The following is a 19,486-nucleotide window of genomic DNA, read 5'->3' as shown; positions in this document are numbered from 1 at the left end:
CGAAACCCGCGCTCACCAGCGCTTCAGCGCATCCTCATCGGCCTCCACGGCCTCAACCCAGCCATCCCCGTCCCGGGTCACTTCCTTCTTCCAGAACGGCGCCCGGCTCTTGAGGTAATCCATCAGGAACTCCGCCGCCTCGAAGGCCGCCACCCGATGCGCCGAGGCCGTCGCCACCATCATGATCTGCGCCCCCGGCTCGAGCCGCCCGTGGCGATGAATCACCAGCGCCCCGGTGAGCGGCCAGCGCCCCTCGGCCTGCTGCACGATCCCGGCAATCGCCTTCTCGGTCATCCCCGGGTAATGCTCGATCTCCATCGCCTCCAGCCCGCCCGCCACGTCGCGAACCACGCCGGTAAAGCTCACCACCGCCCCGGCCCCGGCCTGCGCCGCCGAAAACCGGTTCAGCTCCGCGCCCGCGTCAAAGCCCTCGGCCTGCACCCGAACCTCGGCCATCATCCCCCCGTCATCGGCGGAAAGAAGGCCACCTCGCGCACGCCCGCAAGCGGCGCGTCAAAATCGGCAAGTTCCTGATCCAGCGCCACCCGCAGCGCGCTCACATCCTCGAAGGCCGCCGCATAGCGCGGCTCCCGCGCCCGCAACTCGTCAACCAGCGCGGCCACCGTCGCGGCCTCGGTCTCCACCGCCTCGCGCGGCAGCCCGATCCGCTCGCGGACCCAGGCAAAGTAAAGCACATCCACCGTCATTTCGGCCCCTTCAGGAAGGGCAGCGCCTTGCGGAAATAGTCCCAGCCCGTGATGAGCGTGAGCGCCCCCGCGATCCAGAGCACCCAGATGCCCGCCACCGTCGCCCAGCCCGCCGGGCCATCGCGAAAGCGCGCAAGGCCGCCGGGGCTGTCGCCACGGTGGGTCAGCCAGTCGAGCCCCGTGCCGAGGAAGAGAATGGCAATGGCCGTCATCTGCGCCGTCGTCTTCCACTTGGCGAGGTTCGTCACCTTCAGCGTGCCCGCGGTGTCACCGAGAAACTCCCGCAAGCCGCTGACGAAGACCTCGCGGAACATGATCAGCGTCGCCGGCAGCAGGATCCACGGGTTCATGCCGGAAAACCCGGTGATGACCAGCAGCGCGATCACCACCATCGCCTTGTCGGCAATCGGGTCCAGCATCGCGCCGATCTTGGTTTCCTGCTTCCACTTCCGCGCCAGCCAGCCGTCGAAAAAATCCGTCACCGCCGCCGTGACAAAGAGCACCAGCGCAAACCAGTCGGCCCAGGGGCGGGAGAAATAGAGGAACATCACCGCCACGCCGGGGGCGGCGAGCAGGCGCAGAACCGTGAGGATATTGGGCAGCGTCCAGACCATCGCCACCGGTGTATCGCGTTGCCGTGGCGTCTGGAAGAGCCGTTCGCCGCGCCTCTTTGGCGGCAATGGCCAGCGCACGCTGCATTGATTAACGTCCGCTATGTCGGATGACGTATGCACAGGGTGTGTACCGCTTGTGTACCGGATGTGCCCCTGTGCTTTTCGCGGTTAATCCCTATGGGTTAACACAAGGTCCGGCGGTGCCCCGTGCTCACCCCTTCTCATGGAAGAAGTCATAGATCTTCTGCGCCAGCCCCTCGCTGACCCCCTCCACCGCCTTCAGATCCGCCAGCGCCGCCCGGCTCACCGCCTTGGCCGAGCCGAAATGCGCCAGCAGCGCCCGCTTGCGCGTCGCGCCCACACCGGCAACCTCGTCGAGCGGGTTGGCCACCATCGACTTCGCCCGCTTGGCGCGATGGGTGCCAATGGCAAACCGATGCGCCTCGTCGCGCATCCGCTGCACGAAATAGAGCACCGGATCGTTGTGGCGCAGCGCCATAACCCTTTGGCCAGGGCGGTGAAATTCTTCCTTGCCGTGGTCGCGGTCCACCCCCTTGGCCACGCCGATGAAGGGCACATCCTCCACCCCCAACTCAGCCATGATCTCGCCCACTGCGCTCACCTGCCCGGCGCCGCCGTCGATCAGCAGCAGGTCGGGCCAGGTCTCGCTCTGCCGGTCCGGATCTTCCTTCAGCAGCCGCTTGAAGCGCCGCGAAAGCACCTCTTTCATCATGCCGAAGTCATCTCCCGGCACCAGCTCCTCGCCCTTGATGTTATATTTCCGATACTGGCTCTTCATCCAGCCATCCGGCCCCATCACCACCATGCCGCCAACGGCATTGGTGCCCTGAATATGGCTGTTGTCATAAATCTCGATCCGCCTCGGCGGCGCGGCGAGATCAAAGGCTTCCGCCAATCCTTTCAACAGCTTGGACTGCGCCGCGCTCTCGCTCATCTTCCGCGCCAGGCTCTCCCGCGCATTCCTCAGCGCCCCCGCCACCAGCTCGGCCTTCTCGCCCCGCTGCGGCACGTTCACCTCCACCTTGCGGCCCGCCGCCTCGCTCAGCAGCGCCTCCATCACCTCCCGGTCCTCGATGTCGTCACTGAGCAGCACCAGCCGCGGCGGCTCCTTGGTGGAGTAGAACTGGCCGACAAAGGCCTGCAACACCTCCGCCGGGCTCTCCGCCCCGCCAAGACGTGGGTAGTAGTCCCGGTTGCCCCAGTTCTGCCCGGCCCGGATGAAGAACACCTGCACGCAGGCCTGTCCCCCCTCCATGTGCAGCGCGATCACATCCGCCTCGGGGGTGGAGCGCGGGTTGATCCCCTGCGTCGTCTGCACCGCCGTCATCGCCCTGATCCGGTCGCGCAGCGCGGCGGCCCGCTCGAACTCCATCGCCTCGGAGGCTTCCTGCATCTGCTCGGCCAGCTGCTCCTGCACCTTGGTCGATCGCCCCTGCAGAAACCGCTCCGCATCGCCCACCAGCGCCCCGTACTCCGCCTCGCTGATATGGCCGACGCAGGGCGCGGAGCAGCGCTTGATCTGATAGAGCAGGCAGGGCCGGGAGCGGGTCTCGAAGGTGGCATCCGTGCAATTGCGCAGCAAAAAGACCTTCTGCAACTGGTTCAGCGTCCGGTTCACCGCCCCCGCGCTGGCAAAGGGGCCGTAATAGGCGCCCTTCTCCTTCTTCGCGCCCCGGTGCTTCTTGATCTGCGGAAAGGCGTGATCCTTGGCCACCAGGATATTCGGAAAGCTCTTGTCGTCGCGCAGCAGCACGTTGAACTTGGGCTTCAGCTGCTTGATCAGGTTCTGCTCCAGCAGCAGCGCCTCGGTCTCGGTCGATGTGGTCAGAAACATCATCGACGCGGTTTCCGAGATCATCCGCGCAATCCGCGGGCTGTGCCCCGTGGGCCGGGCATAGCTCGACACCCGCGCCTTCAGGTTGCGCGCCTTGCCGACGTAAAGCACCCGGCTCTCGCCATCGAGCATCCGGTAAACCCCCGGGGAGCCGTCCAGATGCCGCAACTGGTCGCGAATTACCTCATGGCCGGTCTTCATGGCACCTACTTGATCTTGATCCTGATTCCCCGTCATGGCTGCAATGGTAGTGGGGCTGGAGCAATAGGAAAGCTCTCCACGGTTTCTGTGGATAACTCTCTGGAGAACTCCCGGCCGTCCCTGAAATACCCTTATTTTCCGGCAGATTCCGTGCTTTGCCCACTTTTTGGGCGATATTCCAAGTCATTGAAATCACATGGAATATTTTATTCCGATCTCTAAATTAATGAAATCATTAAAGAATTTGTTAACGTTTTGTAACGTTTCGCGGCCCGATGGATAACTCGGTATGCCATTGTACTCCTGCCCCTCCTGTCAGGAGCAAAGCGGACGTCGCGGCAACCTCGGAGCCGAAGCCGTCAGACGACGACGACCACTAAATATGCCACGTACAACAGACTGAAAAGCGCACCGATTCTGCGGCCCATGTTCTGCTTCAGGAACACAAAAGGCACCAGCGCCAGCGAGGCCGCGAGCATCACCCAGAGGTCGAAACTCAGGATCTCCGGGTCCACCGGAACCGGCCCGACAAAGCTGGCGATGCCGATAATGGCCAACAGGTTGAACATGTTGGAGCCAATCACATTGCCCAGCGCCACATCTGCCTGGTTGCGCAGCGCGGCCATTACCGTGGTGGCCAGCTCGGGCAGCGAGGTGCCGATCGCCACCAGAGTCAGCCCGATCACCGTGTCCGAAACACCAAGAACCGTGGCAATCCGCACCGAGCTGTCGACGAGCAGATCTGCCCCCAGCGGCAGGCCCGCAAGGCCGAGCACGGTGAATACCCCGATCTTCCACCAGGGCATCGACGGGTCGGCGCCCTCGAGGTCTTCGTCCTCATCCGCGCCGTAGTCCTGCGTCGCCGTGGCCCGGCGGTGGTTGCGGGCGCTGTGGATCGCATCCCAGAGCACACCCGAAAGCGCCGCCATCAGCACCAGCCCGTGCCACCACCGGATCGGGCCGAGGTAGCAGCAGGCGATGAACAGCAGCGAAGCCGCGATCATGAACATGAAGCTTCTGCGGGTGTCGTGGTCTTTCGTGGCCAGCACCCGCATCAACGCGGGCACGCCCAGCACCAGCAGGACGTTGGCAATGTTGGAGCCCACTACGTTGCCCAGCGCCAGCCCGCCCGCATTGTCGCGCACCGCGTTGACCGAAATCAGCAGCTCGGGCGCCGAGGTGCCGAAGGCCACGATGGTCAGCGACACGATCAGCGCCGGAATGCCGAGCCGCAGCGCGATGTTCACCGCCCCGCGCACCAGTGCATCGCCAGCCAGCAGCAGGATCACAAGGCCCAGCCCTGCGATCATCAGATCATAGGCCATGCATCAGCCCTTCCCGCAGGCGCACTTGCCCGCTCCGATCCGGTAACTTCCGCATTCGGGGCATTTCCTGGCCTTCTCTACCGGCTTCGCGGGGGGCTTCTTCTTGCTCACCTTCCGCTTTCCGAAGATCGCAAGCAGGCCCATCGCGGCCAGAAAGAGAATGACAGCCTTGAGCAGCATCTAAAGCCCGAACCTCGCCCACATCGCACGGTCTTCCACCGCGCCCACGGCGCCGTTCATGGCCTCTGCACCCAGCCGCTTCAACAGCCCACGGCGCGGCCCGTGCACGGCAAAGCGGGTCTTGTCGCCAAAGCGGGCCTTCATCGTCGGGATCAGGTGGCCAACCCCATCGGCAAGCCCCACGTCCACTGCCTGCTGCCCAACCCAGATATCGCCGGTGAACAGCTCGGTGCCATCGTCCAGCTTGCTGCCCCGCCGCGCCTTCACCTGACGGATGAAGTTGCCGTGTATCACCTCCTGCAACGCCTTCAGGCGCTCAACATCCTCGGGCTTCTCGGGGCGGAACGGGTCCATGAAGCTCTTGCTCTGCCCGGCGGTATGCACCCGCCGCTCGATCCCGTGCTTGCCGATGAACTCATGCAGCCCGAAGCTGGCCGAGATCACCCCGATCGAGCCGGCAATCGAATTGTCATCGACAAAAATCTCATCGCCCGCCGTCGCCAGCCAGTAGCCACCCGAAGCCGCCACGTCCTCGACAAAGGCAAAAACAGGCACCTCTTTCTCTGCCGAAAGCCGCCTGATGCGCGCGGCAATCAGCGCGCTCTGCGTCGGAGAGCCACCGGGAGAGTTGATTTGCAGCGCCACCGCCACCGGCTTGCCCTTGCGAAAGGCCCGCTCGATCGGCGCGGCCATCCCGGCATCGCTCATCCCGCGCGAGCCCACGCCGATCGCGCCCTGAAGGCGAATGACCGAAACGAGCGGCGGGCGGTTGGTGAAGGGGAGACGCAGGCGCATGACCCCTCATGTAAGTGTGCGCAGATGCAGGAACAAGGCCGGGTGACGCCCCGTTTCGCCGCGTTCACCCGCTAATTGCCAGCCCGCTCCCGTCAAAGTAATGCAGCGCCTCCTGCGGGAAGCCCAGGGCAATCGGCGCGCCCTCCTTCAGCTCGGTATTCCCCGGCGCCCGCACCGTGATCTGCCCGGCCTCGCCCGCATCGACGATCACATAGGTATCGGCCCCCAGATACTCGATCACGTCGATCCTGCCCGTGCAGGCCCCGCCACTCTCGACCACTTCGATATGCTCTGGCCGAATCCCCACCTGCGCCACGCCCTCCGGCGTTGCCGGCAGGGTCAGCCCCGCATCAATCGGCATCACGTTCATCTTGGGCGAGCCGATGAACTGCGCCACGAACAGGTTCGCCGGGCGTTCGTAAAGCTCCCGTGGCGTGCCCACCTGCGCGATCTTGCCGAACTCCAGCACCACGATCCGGTCGGCCAGCGTCATCGCCTCCACCTGGTCGTGGGTCACGTAGATCATCGTCGTGGCAAGGCTCTGGTGCAGCTTGGCGATCTCGTAGCGCATCTCGACGCGCAGAGAGGCATCGAGGTTGGAGAGCGGCTCGTCGAACAAAAACGCCGTCGGGTCGCGCACGATGCTCCGCCCGATCGCCACCCGCTGCCGCTGCCCGCCGCTGAGATCCTTGGGCCGCCGCTCCAGGTAGGGCTCCAGCTTCAGCACCCGCGCCGCCTCGCCCACCTTGGCGTCGATCTCCGCCTTCGGCGCGCCCGCCGTCTTGAGGCTGAACCCCATGTTCTCGGCCACGCTCATGTGCGGATAGAGCGCATAGCTTTGAAACACCATGCTCAGCCCCCGCTTGGAGGGCGGCGCGGCGGTCATGTCGGCGCCGTCGATCAGGATCTGCCCGCGCGAGGTCTCCTCCAGCCCGCCGATCATCCGCAAAAGGGTCGACTTTCCGCAGCCCGAAGGGCCGACGAAGATGATGAACTCGCCGTCATCAATCTTCAGGTCCACCCCCTTGATGACCTGCACCTCGCCATACCACTTCTCGACCGCCTTCAGCTCTATGCTGCCCATGCGTTCCTCCCTGCGGTGGGCGAGGCCCATGCCAGCCACACCGCCGCCGTCCATGTAAAGTTGCGCCCGCCCGCAGGCGCGCCGTCTCGCGGATCGAAATACTCGGCAAAACCGTTTTCCGCGATCATCGCGCGCGTGTTCTCGGTGATCTTGCCCGCCCATTCGCCATGGCCCTGCTCGGCCAGCCCCTTGGCGATCAGCAGGTTCATCATCGCCCAGACCGGCCCGCGCCAGTAACGCTTCGGCTCATAGGCCGGATGCGCCGGATCGGTAGAGGGGATGCCATAGGTTTCCAGCCCCATTACCCGCTCGAGCTGCGGCAACATCCGGTCACCCCCCACCCCCGCATACCAGCTCAGAAAGCTCGCATTGCTCACCACGCCCGAGTGCCTGCCTGCCCGCTCATCGAAGGTGTCATAGGTCTGCGCCTCGGCATTCCACAGCCGCTCCGCCCCCTCTTCCATTGTGGCAATCCACCCCGCGATCTCGTCGCGCGGGCCACCAAACCGCTCCGCCAGCACCAGCAGGTCCCGCGTGCTCCGCAGTAGCGTGAAGGTCATCGTCGGATCGGCCACCCGAAACGGGTTCGCCTCGCGCAGATGGGCCTCGTCCCAGCCGCTCTCCGCCCCCAGCTTCACCAGGTAGAGAAACCGGTCATACTGCGCCTGCAAGGGCCGCTCTTCCTCGACCACATGGGTCGTATCCCGCCGCCGGTAGCTCTCGATCCCGACCGGCTCGATCGCCGCAAACGGCCCGTCCCAATCCGGGCAATTGTCGCGCCCCGTCTCCCATGGGTGGGTCACCACAATCGCCCCGCCCTCGCAGCGCCACGTCATGAACCAGCGGTGCCAGTCGACCAGCTTCGGCACCAGCGCCTCGGCGCGCGCCGCAAAGCTCTCGTCCATCTCCAGCAGCCAGCGCACGAAGGTTCCCGCAATCGGCGGCTGGCTGATCCCGCTCGACGGGATCAGCCCCACCCCGCGCCACACGTCCGGCCCCGGAAAATACCCCGGATCAACTTTGTGAAACAGGATATGCGGCACCATCCCGTTGTTCCATTGCCCGGCAAAGAGCGTGTCCAACTCGTCCCAGGCGCGCGCCATGTCATGCTCGGCAAACCCCAGCGCGGCAAAGACCGAATCCCAGTTCCACTGATACGGATACAAGCCCGCCGTCGGCACCGTATACCCGCCCCGGTCGTTCCCCTTCAGAATGGCCCGCGCCTCCTCATCCCGCGTCATCCCTTCACCGATCCCGCCGTGAGGCCCTTGGTCATGAACTTCTCCAATCCGAGAAACAGCACCATGATCGGCACCGTCGCAATCACCGCCCCCGCCATCAGGTGCTGTCGCGGCACCTCCGAGCTGTTCAGGCTCGTCACCGCCCGCGTCAGGGTAAATTTCGAGGGGTCATCCAGCAGCATGAAGGCCAGCAGGAATTCGTTCCACGCGATCATGAACACATAGAGCGACACGCTCGCCAGCGCCGGCAGCGCCAGCGGCAGGGTGATCTTCCAGATCACCGCCAGCCGGCTCAACCCATCCATCAACCCGGCCTCCTCCACCTCCGCCGGCAGCCCGCGGAAGTAGCCCTGCAACATGTAGAGCGCCACCGGGATCGTCGTGACCGGATAGATCAGCACGATGCCAAACACCGTGTTCCTCAACCCCATCTGGCTAAAGGCAATGTAGATCGGCAGCGCCAGCACGATCATCGGCACCATGTAGATCAGCAGGATCGAGCGCGAAAACGCCGCCCGCCCCACAAACCTCAGCCGCGCCACCGCATAGGCGCCGGGCACCGAGAACAGCAGGGTGATAAACACCGTCAGGCAAGAGATGTAAAAGCTCGTCCACAGATAGCGGCCAAAGTCATACTGCCCGAACAGCTCCACATAGCTGCGCAGCAGGTCCCAGCCGCGTGACAGTTCGATCGAAAAGTCGAGCGGATTCTGCAACAGCGCCTGCTGGTTCTTCAGGGAGGTCATCACCATCACGTAAAACGGGATCACCACGATGGCGGTAAAGAAGATGTAGCCGAACCCGGTCAGAAACCGGATCACCGCCTCCTCGAACTCGTGCCGCGTCAGCACCCCCGGCTTCAGCCCCGCCACGATCCCCCAGAAGCTCACCGCAAAGCTCGCGCCCAGCACCAGCGCCGAAAGCCATTCCGCCAGCCCGCCCACGTCCGCGCCAATCACCATCGGCCCCACACCCGCCAGCGTCACCCCCGCCAGTCCGATCACCGCGCCCAGCATCGACACCGAGCCAAGCCGCATCACCGCGCTCAGCCCAACCACCACGCCCCAGAGCAAGCACAGCCCCACCGAGGGCCGAAACGCCTCGCCCGTCGCAAAGGAAAAGCCCACCGCCACCGTGGTCGCCACCACCAGCATCCACAGCGCCCCGAGCACCGGGGCCGTCAGGTATCCGCGCCACAAAAGGCTCACACCCGCCCCCATTTTCTTGCTGCAAATATCTCCGGGGGTGTGGGGGCTGGCCCCCACGGCGCACCGACCGCAAAAGGCACCACGCTCAAAGCCCTTCCTCCCGGCTGATCCACTTGAAGAACACCACCGAAAAGGCAATCAGGCAGCCGAAGATCACCACCGCCACCGCCGCCCCCGCGCCGATATTGCTGATCGCGAAAGCCTGCTCATAAACGTTCACCGTCAGCGTGCGCGTCCCCGCATTGCCCCCGGTCAGCAGAAAGATGTCGTCGAACTTGTTGAAAGTCCAGATAAAGCGCAGCAGGAACAGCACGCTCAGAATGCCCAGAAGCTGCGGCAGGCTCAAATACCAGAACTTCTGAAACGGGCTGGCCCCGTCCATGTCCGCCGCCTCATACATATCCGTGTCGATGCTCTGCATCCGCGCGAGGATGAACAGAAAGCTCAGCGGAAAATACCGCCAGATCTCGAAGATGATCACCATGATCAGCGCCAGCGGTCGCTGCCCGAAAAAGTTGATCGCCTCCTCCGTCACCCCCATCTGGATCAGCAGCGCATTGGCGCTTCCGCTGAACGGGTCGAACAGCGTCACCCATGTGAAAGCCACCGCGATCACCGGCGCGACATAGGGAAACAGGTAGAGCCCCCGCAAAATCCCCTGCCCCCGAAAGCTCTTGTTCAGCAGCATGGCGGCAAACAGCCCCATCACCAGCGCCCCGATGGTGCCGAAGACCGTGTAAACCAGCGTCACCCAGAGCACCGACCAGAACTCGCCGCCATCGAAGACACGGGCGAAGTTCTCCAGCGAGAACTCGAAGTTGGTGAGGATATTCGGCGCCTTCACCACCACTTCCGGCTCGCTGTCTTCCAGCGGGTCTTCCATCGCCTCCGGGTCGTCGGCAAGGATCGGCACCCGGATCTCGCTGCGCCCCCCGGCCTCCACCTCGCCCAGATCGCAGGTCAGGGTGCGGGCCGCATAGGTGCAACCCTCCGGCACCGCACCCGGCTCGACCCCCTCGGGGAAGCTGTCCGAAAAGCGGGCCGAACTAAGCGCGATGTCCTGGCTGGTGTTGCGCACCCGGTACCGGATGTAGGGCTCCGCCTCATCGGCATCGCGCAGCTGCTCGTTCACGCTCAGCGACGGCGGGCGCAGGTCGGCCAGCCCGATCGGCTTGAAGCTGATCCAGAAGATCGCCAGCAACGGCAGGATCACCACCAGCGACACGCTGATGATCGTTGGCGCCAGCAGGCCCCACGCCAGCCGGGCCTCGCGCCTGGCAAGCGGGCCGCGGCCCTTGGGGGGGATTGGTGTTTCGGTCATTTCAAGGCCGGGCGGCGAGGCACCCCCGCCGCCCGAAGGCAAAGGTTCACTGAACCTTCGCCAGCTCCTCGTTCATCATCGCAACCGTCGCCGCCGCATCGCGGGCACCGTCGATGTATTCCCGCACCAGCCGGTTGATGACCTGGCTGTTGATCATCTTGGAGGCCAGCGAAAGCTGCCCCTCCTCAACGCCCCAACGCTGCGCCACGTCCAGCCCGCTGACGATCTCGTCGATCATCTCCGGCGCATAGAGGTCCGAAAGCGCCGCCTTCCGGTCCACGCCCACGTCGAGCATCGACCACTCGGTCTTGAACTTATCCGGCTCCTCAGCCGTGCCGCGCCGGGTCGGGAACTTGCCCTCGGGCGCGATCGAGAGCGTGTCCATGTAGCCCTCGCCCATCGAGAACTTCACAAACTCCTCGGCGGCATCGGTATCGGCATCCGAGGTGATCCCGAAGTAGCGCATGTCACCCCAGGCCGCGCCCTCTGGGTTGGAGGGGCCGGAGAAGGTGGTGACGATCCCGGTCTTGCCCGCCAGCTCGGCGCTGGTCGGATCGTCGGTCAGGGTCGGGGGGGCGTCATCGCGCAGCCCTGCCAGCTCGTCGAGGATGAAGGGCGACCAGATGATCATCGCCGCCTGCCCGGCAAAATACAGCTCGCGGCTCTGCTTCCAGAACAGCTCACCCGGCGGCGAGGCCTCTGCGATGGCCTTGTAGAAATCGAGCACCTCGGTGGTGGCCGCCTCATCGAGCGGCGCAAAGCCCTCCTCGTTCACCGGCGACACGCCGTTGGCGAGGAAGACATGCTCCAGCACCTGAGACATGAAGTTCTCATCCACCTTCGTCGCGGCCACAAAGCCATACATCTCCGGCGGGTTGTGCAGGGTCTCGATGGCGGCAAGCACATTGGCGTAAGAGTTCGGCGGCTCCAGCCCGTTCTCCTCGAACAGATCCTTGCGATAGACGATCATCTGCGTCCAGCCATCCACCGGCACGGCTGCGGTGCCATCCTCGAAGGCGGCCATGGCGAGCGGGCCGGGGGCAAAGGTATCGGTGCCCAGCTCTTCCAACACCTCGGTCGCCGCCTCGGCATCCAGAATGCCCGCCTCGGCCCAGGGCAGGGTGTATTGAATGGTGTGATAGATCACATCCGGCAGGTCTCCGGCGGCAAAGGCGGCGGTGGCGCGGGTGCCAAGATCGGTCTCGGTGACGGGAATCACCTCGACAGCGGTGCCGGTTTCAGCCTCGAAGGCCTTCGCCATCTCCTGCTGTTTCGCCAGCCGCTCGGGCTGCTCTTCGGTGGTCCAGAAGCGGATCGACTGGGCATCGGCCATCGCCGTGCCGAGAGTCAGCGCAGTCGCGGCCAGAAGCCCGCGTTTAAGGGTCACATAGGTCATGGAAGTCCTCCCAGTTTTTGTCTTTTCCAGCGCTGTTCGCACCAGTCTTCGCGTTACTCGATCGCGCCTAGGGGAGGTCTTCTGTCGGCCCTCTGGCCAGTCCGCGTCGTTGCGCGCGCTCCCCCGATGTCCTTCATAGTTGAAGGCCGGACCGGGCTGGGCAACGGTTTTTTCCCGTTTTTGCGGTAGGATGCGGGGTCTTGCCCGGGGGCTGCCTAGTTTTTGTGCAACTGTCTGCCAGACTCCTCGCGGGCATAAAGCCGCCATGTCGCCATCAGCGCCCTGTCGGCGCGGCTGCGGATCTCGGCCGCCGGCAGCGGGGGTGCGGCATGGATCACCCGGCGGATCTGAAGGTCGCCCAGCAGCAGGCCAAGGTAGGTTTCGCAGATGGCTCCGGCATCGCCGCCCCTCAGGGCGCGCTCGTCCAGCGCCCGCTGGCAGAGCGCCTCGATCATCGGCGCGATACGCGCCCGCCCGACCTCTGAGAGCACCGCGCCCAGCGCGCCCGTGGCATCACCCGCCGCCGCCCGCGCCAGGGCCACCGCCCGCGGGCCGGTCAGCAGCTCGAGCAGCACCGGGCCGAGGGCATCGAGGGTTTCCAGCGGCGAGGCCTCCGCCACAAGCGCCGCCTCAAGGCGGCTCGCGATGGCCTCGCCGTTGCGCAGCGCCATCGCCCGGAACAGGCCGAGCTTGTCGCCGTACCAGTTGTAGAGCGTCTCGTTGCTGGCCTTCGCCGCCTTGGCCACCGCCAGCATCGACATGCCCGCCGCGCCTCTCGCCTCCAGCAGCCCATAGGCCGCCGCCATGATCTGCTCTTCCCGCTTGGTCCGGTTTTCCTCGCGCATGTCACGGCTCCCTGTTGACACGCTTCCGTATATCACGTTACGGACTAGCAACAAGCGTAATAGCATATACGGATATTGCCATGCCCCTCGCCTTCCGCATCGCCGCCCTCGCCGCGCTCCTGCTCTGCGGCGCGCTCTTCGGCTTCTTCTACGCTTGGGTCTGCTCCACCATGTGGGGCCTCGATGCAGCCGCACCCGAGGTCGCCATCCGCGCCATGCAGGCGATGAACGCCTCCGTCCGCAACGCCCTCTTCTTCCCCGCCTTCTTCCTCACCGGCCCGGCCCTGCTCCTGGCCGCACTGCTCGCGTGGAAAAGCGCCCAGCCCAGGCAAGTCACCATGCTGCTCACCCTCGCGGGCCTCACCGTCCTGCTCGGCGGCACCGTCCTGACCATGGCCGTCAACGTCCCGATGAACGAGGCCCTCGCACGGGTGAGCGATGCAGAGATCGAGGCAGACGCCGCCGCCATCTGGGCCACCTACTCCGCCCCCTGGCAGGTCTGGAACCAGACCCGCACAGCCTTCACCGGCCTCGCCCTCGCCATGGCGGGCGCGGCGCTGCTGAAGGCGCGCTCAATGCAAGGTCAATAAGTCAGTAAGGTCGCGTCGGGGCTTCTATCTGTGCCGTGCAGCGCTCGGCCATCGGGCCGGGCAATGCCGCCCCGATCCGCGCCCGCTCGGAGTCCAGAAACCCCTCGCGCCCATCCGCGTTCCGGTCTTCAAACCCGAACCAGCCGCCGATCAGGTAGCAGGTGCCCGCAATCATCCAGGGCGCCGCCTCCAGCGCCGCAAGCATCCGCTCCGGCCCTGCGTCATAGAGCGGCTTCATCGCGGCGGTGAAGCTCTCTTCCGTCGCCCCGTCGAAGCTCAGCAGCGCCACCTGCCCATAGAGCAGAAACGCCGCATAGCTCTCGCTGTCTCCGGCCTCGGCGCCATCCTTGAGCCGCGCAAACAGCGCATCGCGCCCGTGCATGGCGGCAATCACGCCGTCATGACGCGTCACCGGAAGCCCGGCCATGATCTGCGCCAGTTCCACCGCGTCTTCCGGTGCCAGTTCGGCCTGCGCCGGAAATGCCGCCAGCGCAAAGGCCAGCGGCAGGGCGCAGCGCCGCAGACTCACCCGTAGAAGCCCGTCATCATTCCCGACATGAACCGCGGGTTGCAATCGTGGTCCGCCGGCCGCTTCCAGCCCGTTTCCGCCTTCTTGTCGGAAATCGACACATCCACGATGAACTGGTCCTTGGGCGATACCGTGGTCCAGATCTGGAGCAGGATATCGTTCTTGATCACGATGCAGCCCTTCGACCACCCGGCGCTCGTGCCGGCATGGATCATCGCGCCGCCACCCACGTTCGCGCCGTCGTTGTAGGACGTCCGCGGCCCGAACCAGAAGGCCTCGCGCTGGGGCAGCCCCTTTGAGACCCGGTCCTTGTCGGCCCGGTGCACCTTCGCCACCGAGTAGTCACCGGCCACGATCACCATCTTCGGATCCCACCAGCAGTCCGTGGTCACGGACAGGCTGGAAGAGGTGAACGACAGCTTGCCGACACCATCACCACGAACAACGTCTATCTGATATTTTCCCATAGGGGTCGCTCCACAAATGCATTGGTCATCTTCATCACGCCCCTTGGAATCGGCCCAAAATTGGCCGAGGGGCAGGTGAAGCCTAGCACCGGGAGCGAAATCTGCCTAGTCGCCCGTCAGCTCTTTCATCGCCGCCAGAAACGCCGCCACCTCGCCCTCGGTGTTGTAGTGGCACATCGACACCCGCAGGCACCCGTCGAGGCCCAGCGGGGCGAGCACGTTGCCCGAGTAGTGGTCCGCCGCCCGGGCATGGGTCCGAATGCCCCGCTCCCGCAGCGCGGCCACCAGCTCTCCCGCGCTCATGCCCTCCAGCGTCAACGAAACCAGCCCTTCCCGCGCCGGGTTCTCGACGCCTCCCAGAATGGTCACACCGCTCAGCTCGGCCAGGCCCTTCTGGTTGCCGGTGCCCTTCAGCATCGCCTCGGTCAGGTCGGCCTCATGGGCATGGATCGCCGCCGCAGCCGCCTCGATCCGGGCGCGCCTGTCGCCGGTCTCGCCCAGCGTCTCGCCGAGCCACGCAAAGTAGTCGACCACATCCGAAAATACCGCATAGGCCCCGGTGTCCCGCGTGCCCAGCTCCCAGGGCCCGCCCTCCTTGAGCGCGTCATGGGGCGCGGCGGCGAGCCGGTCCGAAAGCCAGGCCAGCCCGAAGCCGTGCCGCGAGAACATCTTGTAGGGAGAGACCACGTAGCCATCCACACCGGCAGCCGTAACGTCCACATGCCCATGCGCCGCGTGCTGTATCCCGTCGACGATGATCGTGCACTCCGGCGCAACCGCCCGGATCGCCCCGGCAATCGCCGCCACATCCATGCCCATGCCCGTCACCGGCGAGGCATGCACGATCGTGGCCACCCGCACATCCGGCGTCATCGCCGCGGCATAGGCCTCCGGTCCAACGGTGCCGCTGGCATCGTCATGCGCCACGAGGATGTGCTCCAGCCCCGAAGCCTCCGCCGCCCGCGCCGCCGCCACCCGGCTCGCGGGGTGCTCGAGCGTCGAGCTGATGACCTTGCCGCCATCCGTGGCATGGGCCGCACAGGCAGCGCGGGTCAGCCGAAACAGCAGCTCGGTGCCGGTCTCGCCCACGATCACCTCGCCACCCTGCGCGTTGAAGAAGGTGCGCGCGTCGTCCTTGCCCTTCGCGATCACCGCCATCAGGTGGGCCGAGGCCGGGTTGTCGCGCCCCTGGTTGTCGGGGATCGCGGCAAACTTCGCCGACGTCTCGGCAACCGCCTTCAGCGTCAGCGCCCCGCCCGCGTTCTCGAAGAAGATCCGCTCGCCCGTGAACGGGCAGCTCTCCACATGGGCAAACCTCGCCCGCACGTCTTCGATCAGCTCCGATGTCTTGCCCAGCATATGCGCCTCCTTCTTTGCCTCCGCTCTATGCCCGCCGCCGCCCGGCCACAAGATTCTCTTGCCCTCAATCAATCGTTTGATTAAACCGCGTCTCATGGACATCCACCCCACCCGAGACGCCCTCCTCCACGCCGGCCTCCGGCTGTTTGGCGAAAGCGGCTTTGCCGGGGCCTCCACCCGCGCCATCGCGGCGCAGGCCGGCACCAACGTTGCCTCCATCGCCTACCACTTCGGCGGCAAGGCCGGTCTCTACGAGGCCTGCGTCACCGAGGTGGCCCGCCGGATGACCCTCGTGTCCGAGCTTCCCATCGCCGCCAACGCCTCTCCACAAACCGCCGCCGATGCGCTCGAGGCCCTGCTGCGCCGCGCCATCGCCTACCTCTTCACCGCCGACGAGGCGGGCGAGGTCGTGCCCTTCGTCCTGCGCGTGCTGACCGAGGCAGGGGAGGCCTCCGAAACGCTCTACAACCGCCTGTTCGAGCCGCGCCACAGGCTGCTCTGCGTGCTCTGGGGCACCGCCACCAATCGCCCCCCCGAAAGCGAAAGCATCCGCCTCGCGGTCTTCGGCTTCGTCGGCCAGCTCGTCTATTTCCGGATCAACCGCGGCTTCGTCCTGCGCCGCATGGGCTGGAACACCGCCGGCCCCTCCGAGGCCGAGGCCATTGCCGACACCCTCGCCGAACAGCTCCATGCCGCCCTTGAAAGGAGCCGCTCATGAGCATCCTCTGCGCCATCCCCATCTTGTCCGCCCTCTTCGCCGGCTGCGCCCCGCCGCTGCCCTTCGCCACCGGCTACGTCGAGGGCGAGTATACGCTGGTCGCCCCCATCGCCTCGGCGCAGGTGCGCTCTGTGGCCGTCAGCCGGGGCGACAGCGTGGTGCCTGGCGACCTGCTGGTCGAGATGGAAAGCCGCGACGCCGAGATCGCCCTGGCCCAGGCCGAGGCCGCACTGGCCCAGGCCCAGAACGAGCTGGCAAACCTGACAGAGGGCCAGCGCCCCGAAGAGATGCGCGTGCTCGAGGCCACCCTCGCCTCAACCCGCGCCCGCGAGGCCGAAGCCGAGCGCGAAGCCGCCCGCATGGCCCAACTCGCAGAGCGCGGGGCGGCCACGGCAGCCCAGCGCGACGATGCCCAGACGGCGGCAGAGGTCGCCCGCGCCGCCGTGGCCGAGGCCGAGGCCCGGCTTGCCGTTGCCCGCCTGCCCGCCCGCGCCCAGCAGATCGCCGCCGCCCAGGCTCAGGTCGACGGGGCAAGCGCGGCCCGCGATCAGGCCGAATGGGCGCTCTCCCAACGCCGCCTTACCGCCCCGGTCGCCGGCCAGATCACCGATATCATCCGGATCGCCGGCGAAAACGCCGGGCCCTCCGCCCCCGTCCTCTCTCTCCTCGGCGAGAGCGCCTTGAAGCTCCGCCTCTACGTGCCCGAAACCTCCGTGTCCCGGGTCGCGCCCGGCGCCCGCCTCACCGTCAATTGCGACGGCTGCGCCTCCGGGCTCACCGCAACCGTCAACTACGTTGCCGAAGGCCCCGAGTTCACCCCGCCGGTGATCTACTCGCTCGAGAACCGCCAGAAGCTCGTCTACCTCGTCGAGGCCCGCCCCGATGGCGGGGCGGCCTCCCTCAAGCCCGGCCAGATCGTCGATGTCGACCTGCCGGGCACGACCGGACAATGAGCGCCGAACCCGCCATATCGGTGAAGGGCCTCACCAAGTCCTTCGGCGACAAGAGGGTGGTCAACAACGTCTCCCTCACCGTCGAGCGCGGCGAGATCGCGGGCTTCCTCGGCCCCAACGGCTCGGGCAAAACCACCACCATCCGCCTGATGTGCGGGTTGCTCACCCCCGATGCGGGCGAGGGCCGCGTGCTGGGCCACGACATTCTCACCGAGGGCCGCGCGATCAAGCTGAAGGTCGGTTACATGACCCAGAAGTTCAGCTTCTACGAAGACCTCACGATCGAAGAGAACCTCCGCTTCGTCGCCGGCCTCTACCGCCTGCCCCGCAAGCGGCAGGTGGTGGAAGACACGCTGAAAGACCTTGGCCTGCACTCCCGCCGCAAGCAGCTCGCCGGGTCTCTCTCCGGCGGATGGAAGCAACGCCTCGCGCTGGCCGCCTGCATCATGCACAAGCCCGACCTCCTGCTGCTCGACGAACCGACAGCGGGGGTGGACCCGAAGGCGCGCCGCGAGTTCTGGGACGAGATCCACGCGCTGGCCGCCAAGGGCCTGACCGTGCTGGTCTCCACCCACTACATGGACGAGGCCGAGCGCTGCCACCGCATCAACTACATTGCCTATGGCGCGCTTGTCGCCCGGGGCACCGTGGAGGAGGTGGTCGAGGAGGCCGCGCTCACAACCCTGCTCCTCTCCGGCACCGCCGACCAGACCGCCAGTGCCGCAGCCGCGCTCAAGGGCGCCGCCGGCGTCGAGCAGGTCGCCCACTTCGGGGCCGATCTCCACGTGGTCGGCCGTGATGCCACGGCGCTGCGCGCCTCCGCCGAGGCGGCCGCCCAACAGTCCGGCTGCACCCTGACCGAGTCCGAAACCTCGCTGGAAGACGTGTTCATCCGCCTGATGAGCGAAAGCACGGACAACATGGCATGAGCCTCTCCCGCCTCCTCTCCTTCGCCCGCCTCGGCACCCTGATCGCCAAGGAAGGCATCCAGATGCGCCGCGACCGGCTCACCTTCGCCATGATGCTCGGCGTGCCCCTGCTGCAACTCTGCCTCTTCGGCTTTGCCATCAACACCGACCCCAAGGAACTGCCCGCCGCCCTCGTCGCCCCCACGCAGGACCGCTACACGCGGGCCATGGTGACGGCCCTCGAGCTGACCGACTACTACCGCTTCATCGCGCCCCATGCCTCTGCCGCAGAGGCCGAGCGGATGATCGCCCGCGGCGAGGTCGCCTTCGTGGTCACGGTCCCCTCCGACTTCGGCCGCAAGGTCGAGCGCGGCGATGCGCCCACGATCCTGATCGAGGCCGATGCCTCCGACCCCTCCGTCGCCTCCGGCGCCGTCTCCACCCTCTCGCAGGTCGCCGCCGACGCGCTGCTGCGCGAAACCGGGCAGGAGGCCGAGGCCGCCGCGCAGGCCGCCTCCCGGCTTCAGGTCGTCGTGCACCGCCGCTACAACCCCGAGGGCATCACCCAATACAACATCGTGCCCGGTCTCCTCGGGGTGATCCTTCAGCTCACCATGGTGATGATGACCTCCATGGCGCTCACCCGCGAAACCGAGCGCGGCACGATGGAAAACCTGCTCTCCATGCCCGCCACCCCCTTCGAGATCATGCTTGGCAAGGTCATCCCCTACCTCGTGGTCGGCGCGGTGCAGGTGGCCGTGGTGCTCATCGCCGCGCGGGCGATGTTCCACATCCCCTTCGTCGGCTCGCTCTCGCTGCTGCTCTTCGGCGTCTTCGTCTTCGTGCTGGCGCTGGTGATCCTCGGCTACCTGATCTCCACCGTGGCCCGCTCGCAGATGCAGGCCATGCAGATGACCTTCTTCTTCTTCCTGCCCTCGATCATGCTTTCCGGCTTCATGTTCCCCTTCCGGGGCATGCCGCTCTGGGCGCAATACCTGGGCGAGATCTTTCCCCTCACCCATTTTCTGCGCATCGTCCGCGGCGTGATGCTCAAGGGCGCTGACCTGCCCGATGTGACGGCCCCCCTCACCGCGCTGGCCCTCTTCACCGGCCTGCTGACCCTGCTCACCCTCGCCCGCTTCCGCCGCACGCTGGACTGAGCCCGCTCAGCCCAGGCGGCACCGCAACGG

The 19,486-nt window shown here is 66.1% G+C and carries 21 protein-coding genes; 5 read left to right on the top strand and 16 right to left on the bottom strand.

The window, feature by feature from the left end; all coding sequences use genetic code 11:
* Positions 1 to 12: 12 nt before the first annotated feature.
* The 13 genes from GTH22_RS16700 to GTH22_RS16640 form a co-directional block, all read right to left on the bottom strand.
* Entirely contained in the window at positions 13 to 456 is a 444-nt protein-coding gene (locus GTH22_RS16700) for a molybdenum cofactor biosynthesis protein MoaE (protein ID WP_252946668.1), read from the bottom strand.
* The gene (gene moaD, locus GTH22_RS16695) at positions 456 to 701 is read right to left on the bottom strand and encodes a molybdopterin converting factor subunit 1 (RefSeq protein WP_252947665.1); all 246 of its coding nucleotides are present in this window, start codon (positions 699 to 701) and stop codon (positions 456 to 458) included. Before moaD ends, GTH22_RS16700 begins: the two co-directional genes overlap by 1 nt.
* Positions 702 to 703: 2 nt before the next feature.
* Positions 704 to 1,321 (bottom strand): CDP-diacylglycerol--glycerol-3-phosphate 3-phosphatidyltransferase, encoded by a 618-nt coding sequence (gene pgsA / locus GTH22_RS16690; RefSeq protein ID WP_252946666.1) that lies wholly within the window; start codon positions 1,319 to 1,321, stop codon positions 704 to 706.
* A gap of 211 nt (positions 1,322 to 1,532) precedes the next feature.
* Positions 1,533 to 3,377: an excinuclease ABC subunit UvrC gene (uvrC, locus tag GTH22_RS16685; RefSeq protein ID WP_252946664.1), complete on the bottom strand. Its 1,845-nt coding sequence runs from the start codon at positions 3,375 to 3,377 to the stop codon at positions 1,533 to 1,535.
* 359 nt (positions 3,378 to 3,736) lie between these two features.
* On the bottom strand, positions 3,737 to 4,702 hold the full coding sequence (locus GTH22_RS16680) for a calcium/sodium antiporter (protein ID WP_252946663.1): 966 nt from the start codon (positions 4,700 to 4,702) through the stop codon (positions 3,737 to 3,739).
* 3 nt (positions 4,703 to 4,705) lie between these two features.
* Positions 4,706 to 4,882 carry a hypothetical protein gene (locus GTH22_RS16675; protein ID WP_252946661.1) on the bottom strand — a complete coding sequence of 59 codons (177 nt, stop codon included), beginning with the start codon at positions 4,880 to 4,882 and terminating at the stop codon, positions 4,706 to 4,708.
* Entirely contained in the window at positions 4,883 to 5,677 is a 795-nt protein-coding gene (locus GTH22_RS16670; protein WP_252946660.1) for a S49 family peptidase, read from the bottom strand.
* A 64-nt stretch (positions 5,678 to 5,741) separates the two neighbouring features.
* Positions 5,742 to 6,761 (bottom strand): ABC transporter ATP-binding protein, encoded by a 1,020-nt coding sequence (locus GTH22_RS16665; RefSeq protein WP_252946659.1) that lies wholly within the window; start codon positions 6,759 to 6,761, stop codon positions 5,742 to 5,744.
* Positions 6,749 to 8,002, bottom strand: a complete 1,254-nt coding sequence (locus GTH22_RS16660) for a hypothetical protein (RefSeq protein ID WP_252946658.1) — start codon at positions 8,000 to 8,002, stop codon at positions 6,749 to 6,751. Before GTH22_RS16660 ends, GTH22_RS16665 begins: the two co-directional genes overlap by 13 nt.
* Positions 7,999 to 9,201, bottom strand: a complete 1,203-nt coding sequence (locus tag GTH22_RS16655; protein WP_371928389.1) for a carbohydrate ABC transporter permease — start codon at positions 9,199 to 9,201, stop codon at positions 7,999 to 8,001. Before GTH22_RS16655 ends, GTH22_RS16660 begins: the two co-directional genes overlap by 4 nt.
* A 94-nt stretch (positions 9,202 to 9,295) precedes the next feature.
* Positions 9,296 to 10,531 (bottom strand): carbohydrate ABC transporter permease, encoded by a 1,236-nt coding sequence (locus GTH22_RS16650; protein WP_252946655.1) that lies wholly within the window; start codon positions 10,529 to 10,531, stop codon positions 9,296 to 9,298.
* Positions 10,532 to 10,577: 46 nt separating this feature from the next.
* Positions 10,578 to 11,927 carry an ABC transporter substrate-binding protein gene (locus GTH22_RS16645; RefSeq protein ID WP_371928363.1) on the bottom strand — a complete coding sequence of 450 codons (1,350 nt, stop codon included), beginning with the start codon at positions 11,925 to 11,927 and terminating at the stop codon, positions 10,578 to 10,580.
* Positions 11,928 to 12,142: 215 nt separating this feature from the next.
* Positions 12,143 to 12,772, bottom strand: coding sequence for a TetR/AcrR family transcriptional regulator (locus GTH22_RS16640; protein ID WP_252946653.1), 630 nt, complete (start codon positions 12,770 to 12,772; stop codon positions 12,143 to 12,145).
* 80 nt (positions 12,773 to 12,852) lie between these two features.
* On the opposite strand from GTH22_RS16640, the gene GTH22_RS16635 reads away from it, so the two are divergent.
* Positions 12,853 to 13,362 (top strand): DUF1772 domain-containing protein, encoded by a 510-nt coding sequence (locus tag GTH22_RS16635; protein WP_252946651.1) that lies wholly within the window; start codon positions 12,853 to 12,855, stop codon positions 13,360 to 13,362.
* Position 13,363: 1 nt separating this feature from the next.
* Here the strand turns inward: GTH22_RS16635 and GTH22_RS16630 are convergent, their stop codons facing one another.
* The 3 genes from GTH22_RS16630 to GTH22_RS16620 all read right to left on the bottom strand — a co-directional run bounded on the left by GTH22_RS16630 (position 13,364) and on the right by GTH22_RS16620 (position 15,717).
* Positions 13,364 to 13,891: a hypothetical protein gene (locus GTH22_RS16630; protein WP_252946649.1), complete on the bottom strand. Its 528-nt coding sequence runs from the start codon at positions 13,889 to 13,891 to the stop codon at positions 13,364 to 13,366.
* Positions 13,888 to 14,358, bottom strand: coding sequence for a hypothetical protein (locus GTH22_RS16625; RefSeq protein WP_252946648.1), 471 nt, complete (start codon positions 14,356 to 14,358; stop codon positions 13,888 to 13,890). Before GTH22_RS16625 ends, GTH22_RS16630 begins: the two co-directional genes overlap by 4 nt.
* A 105-nt stretch (positions 14,359 to 14,463) precedes the next feature.
* Complete coding sequence (locus GTH22_RS16620; protein WP_252946647.1) at positions 14,464 to 15,717, bottom strand: aminotransferase class V-fold PLP-dependent enzyme; 1,254 nt, start codon at positions 15,715 to 15,717, stop codon at positions 14,464 to 14,466.
* Between the two features lie 94 nt (positions 15,718 to 15,811).
* Between GTH22_RS16620 and GTH22_RS16615 the strand changes: the two genes are divergently transcribed.
* From GTH22_RS16615 to GTH22_RS16600, 4 genes are read left to right on the top strand one after another with little or no spacing between them, the layout of a single operon-like run.
* Positions 15,812 to 16,435, top strand: a complete 624-nt coding sequence (locus GTH22_RS16615; RefSeq protein WP_252946646.1) for a CerR family C-terminal domain-containing protein — start codon at positions 15,812 to 15,814, stop codon at positions 16,433 to 16,435.
* Positions 16,432 to 17,388, top strand: a complete 957-nt coding sequence (locus tag GTH22_RS16610) for an HlyD family secretion protein (RefSeq protein ID WP_252946645.1) — start codon at positions 16,432 to 16,434, stop codon at positions 17,386 to 17,388. The genes GTH22_RS16615 and GTH22_RS16610 overlap by 4 nt, the downstream gene beginning before the upstream one ends.
* Positions 17,385 to 18,317 (top strand): ABC transporter ATP-binding protein, encoded by a 933-nt coding sequence (locus GTH22_RS16605; RefSeq protein WP_252946644.1) that lies wholly within the window; start codon positions 17,385 to 17,387, stop codon positions 18,315 to 18,317. Before GTH22_RS16610 ends, GTH22_RS16605 begins: the two co-directional genes overlap by 4 nt.
* Entirely contained in the window at positions 18,314 to 19,456 is a 1,143-nt protein-coding gene (locus GTH22_RS16600; RefSeq protein WP_252946643.1) for an ABC transporter permease, read from the top strand. Before GTH22_RS16605 ends, GTH22_RS16600 begins: the two co-directional genes overlap by 4 nt.
* Positions 19,457 to 19,486 lie beyond the last annotated feature (30 nt).

Source organism: Oceanicola sp. 502str15 (genome assembly GCF_024105635.1).
Classification (GTDB): Bacteria; Pseudomonadota; Alphaproteobacteria; order Rhodobacterales; family Rhodobacteraceae; genus Vannielia.
Note: the sequence above shows the minus strand (reverse complement) of the source record. Positions and strands in the feature narration are given on the sequence as shown.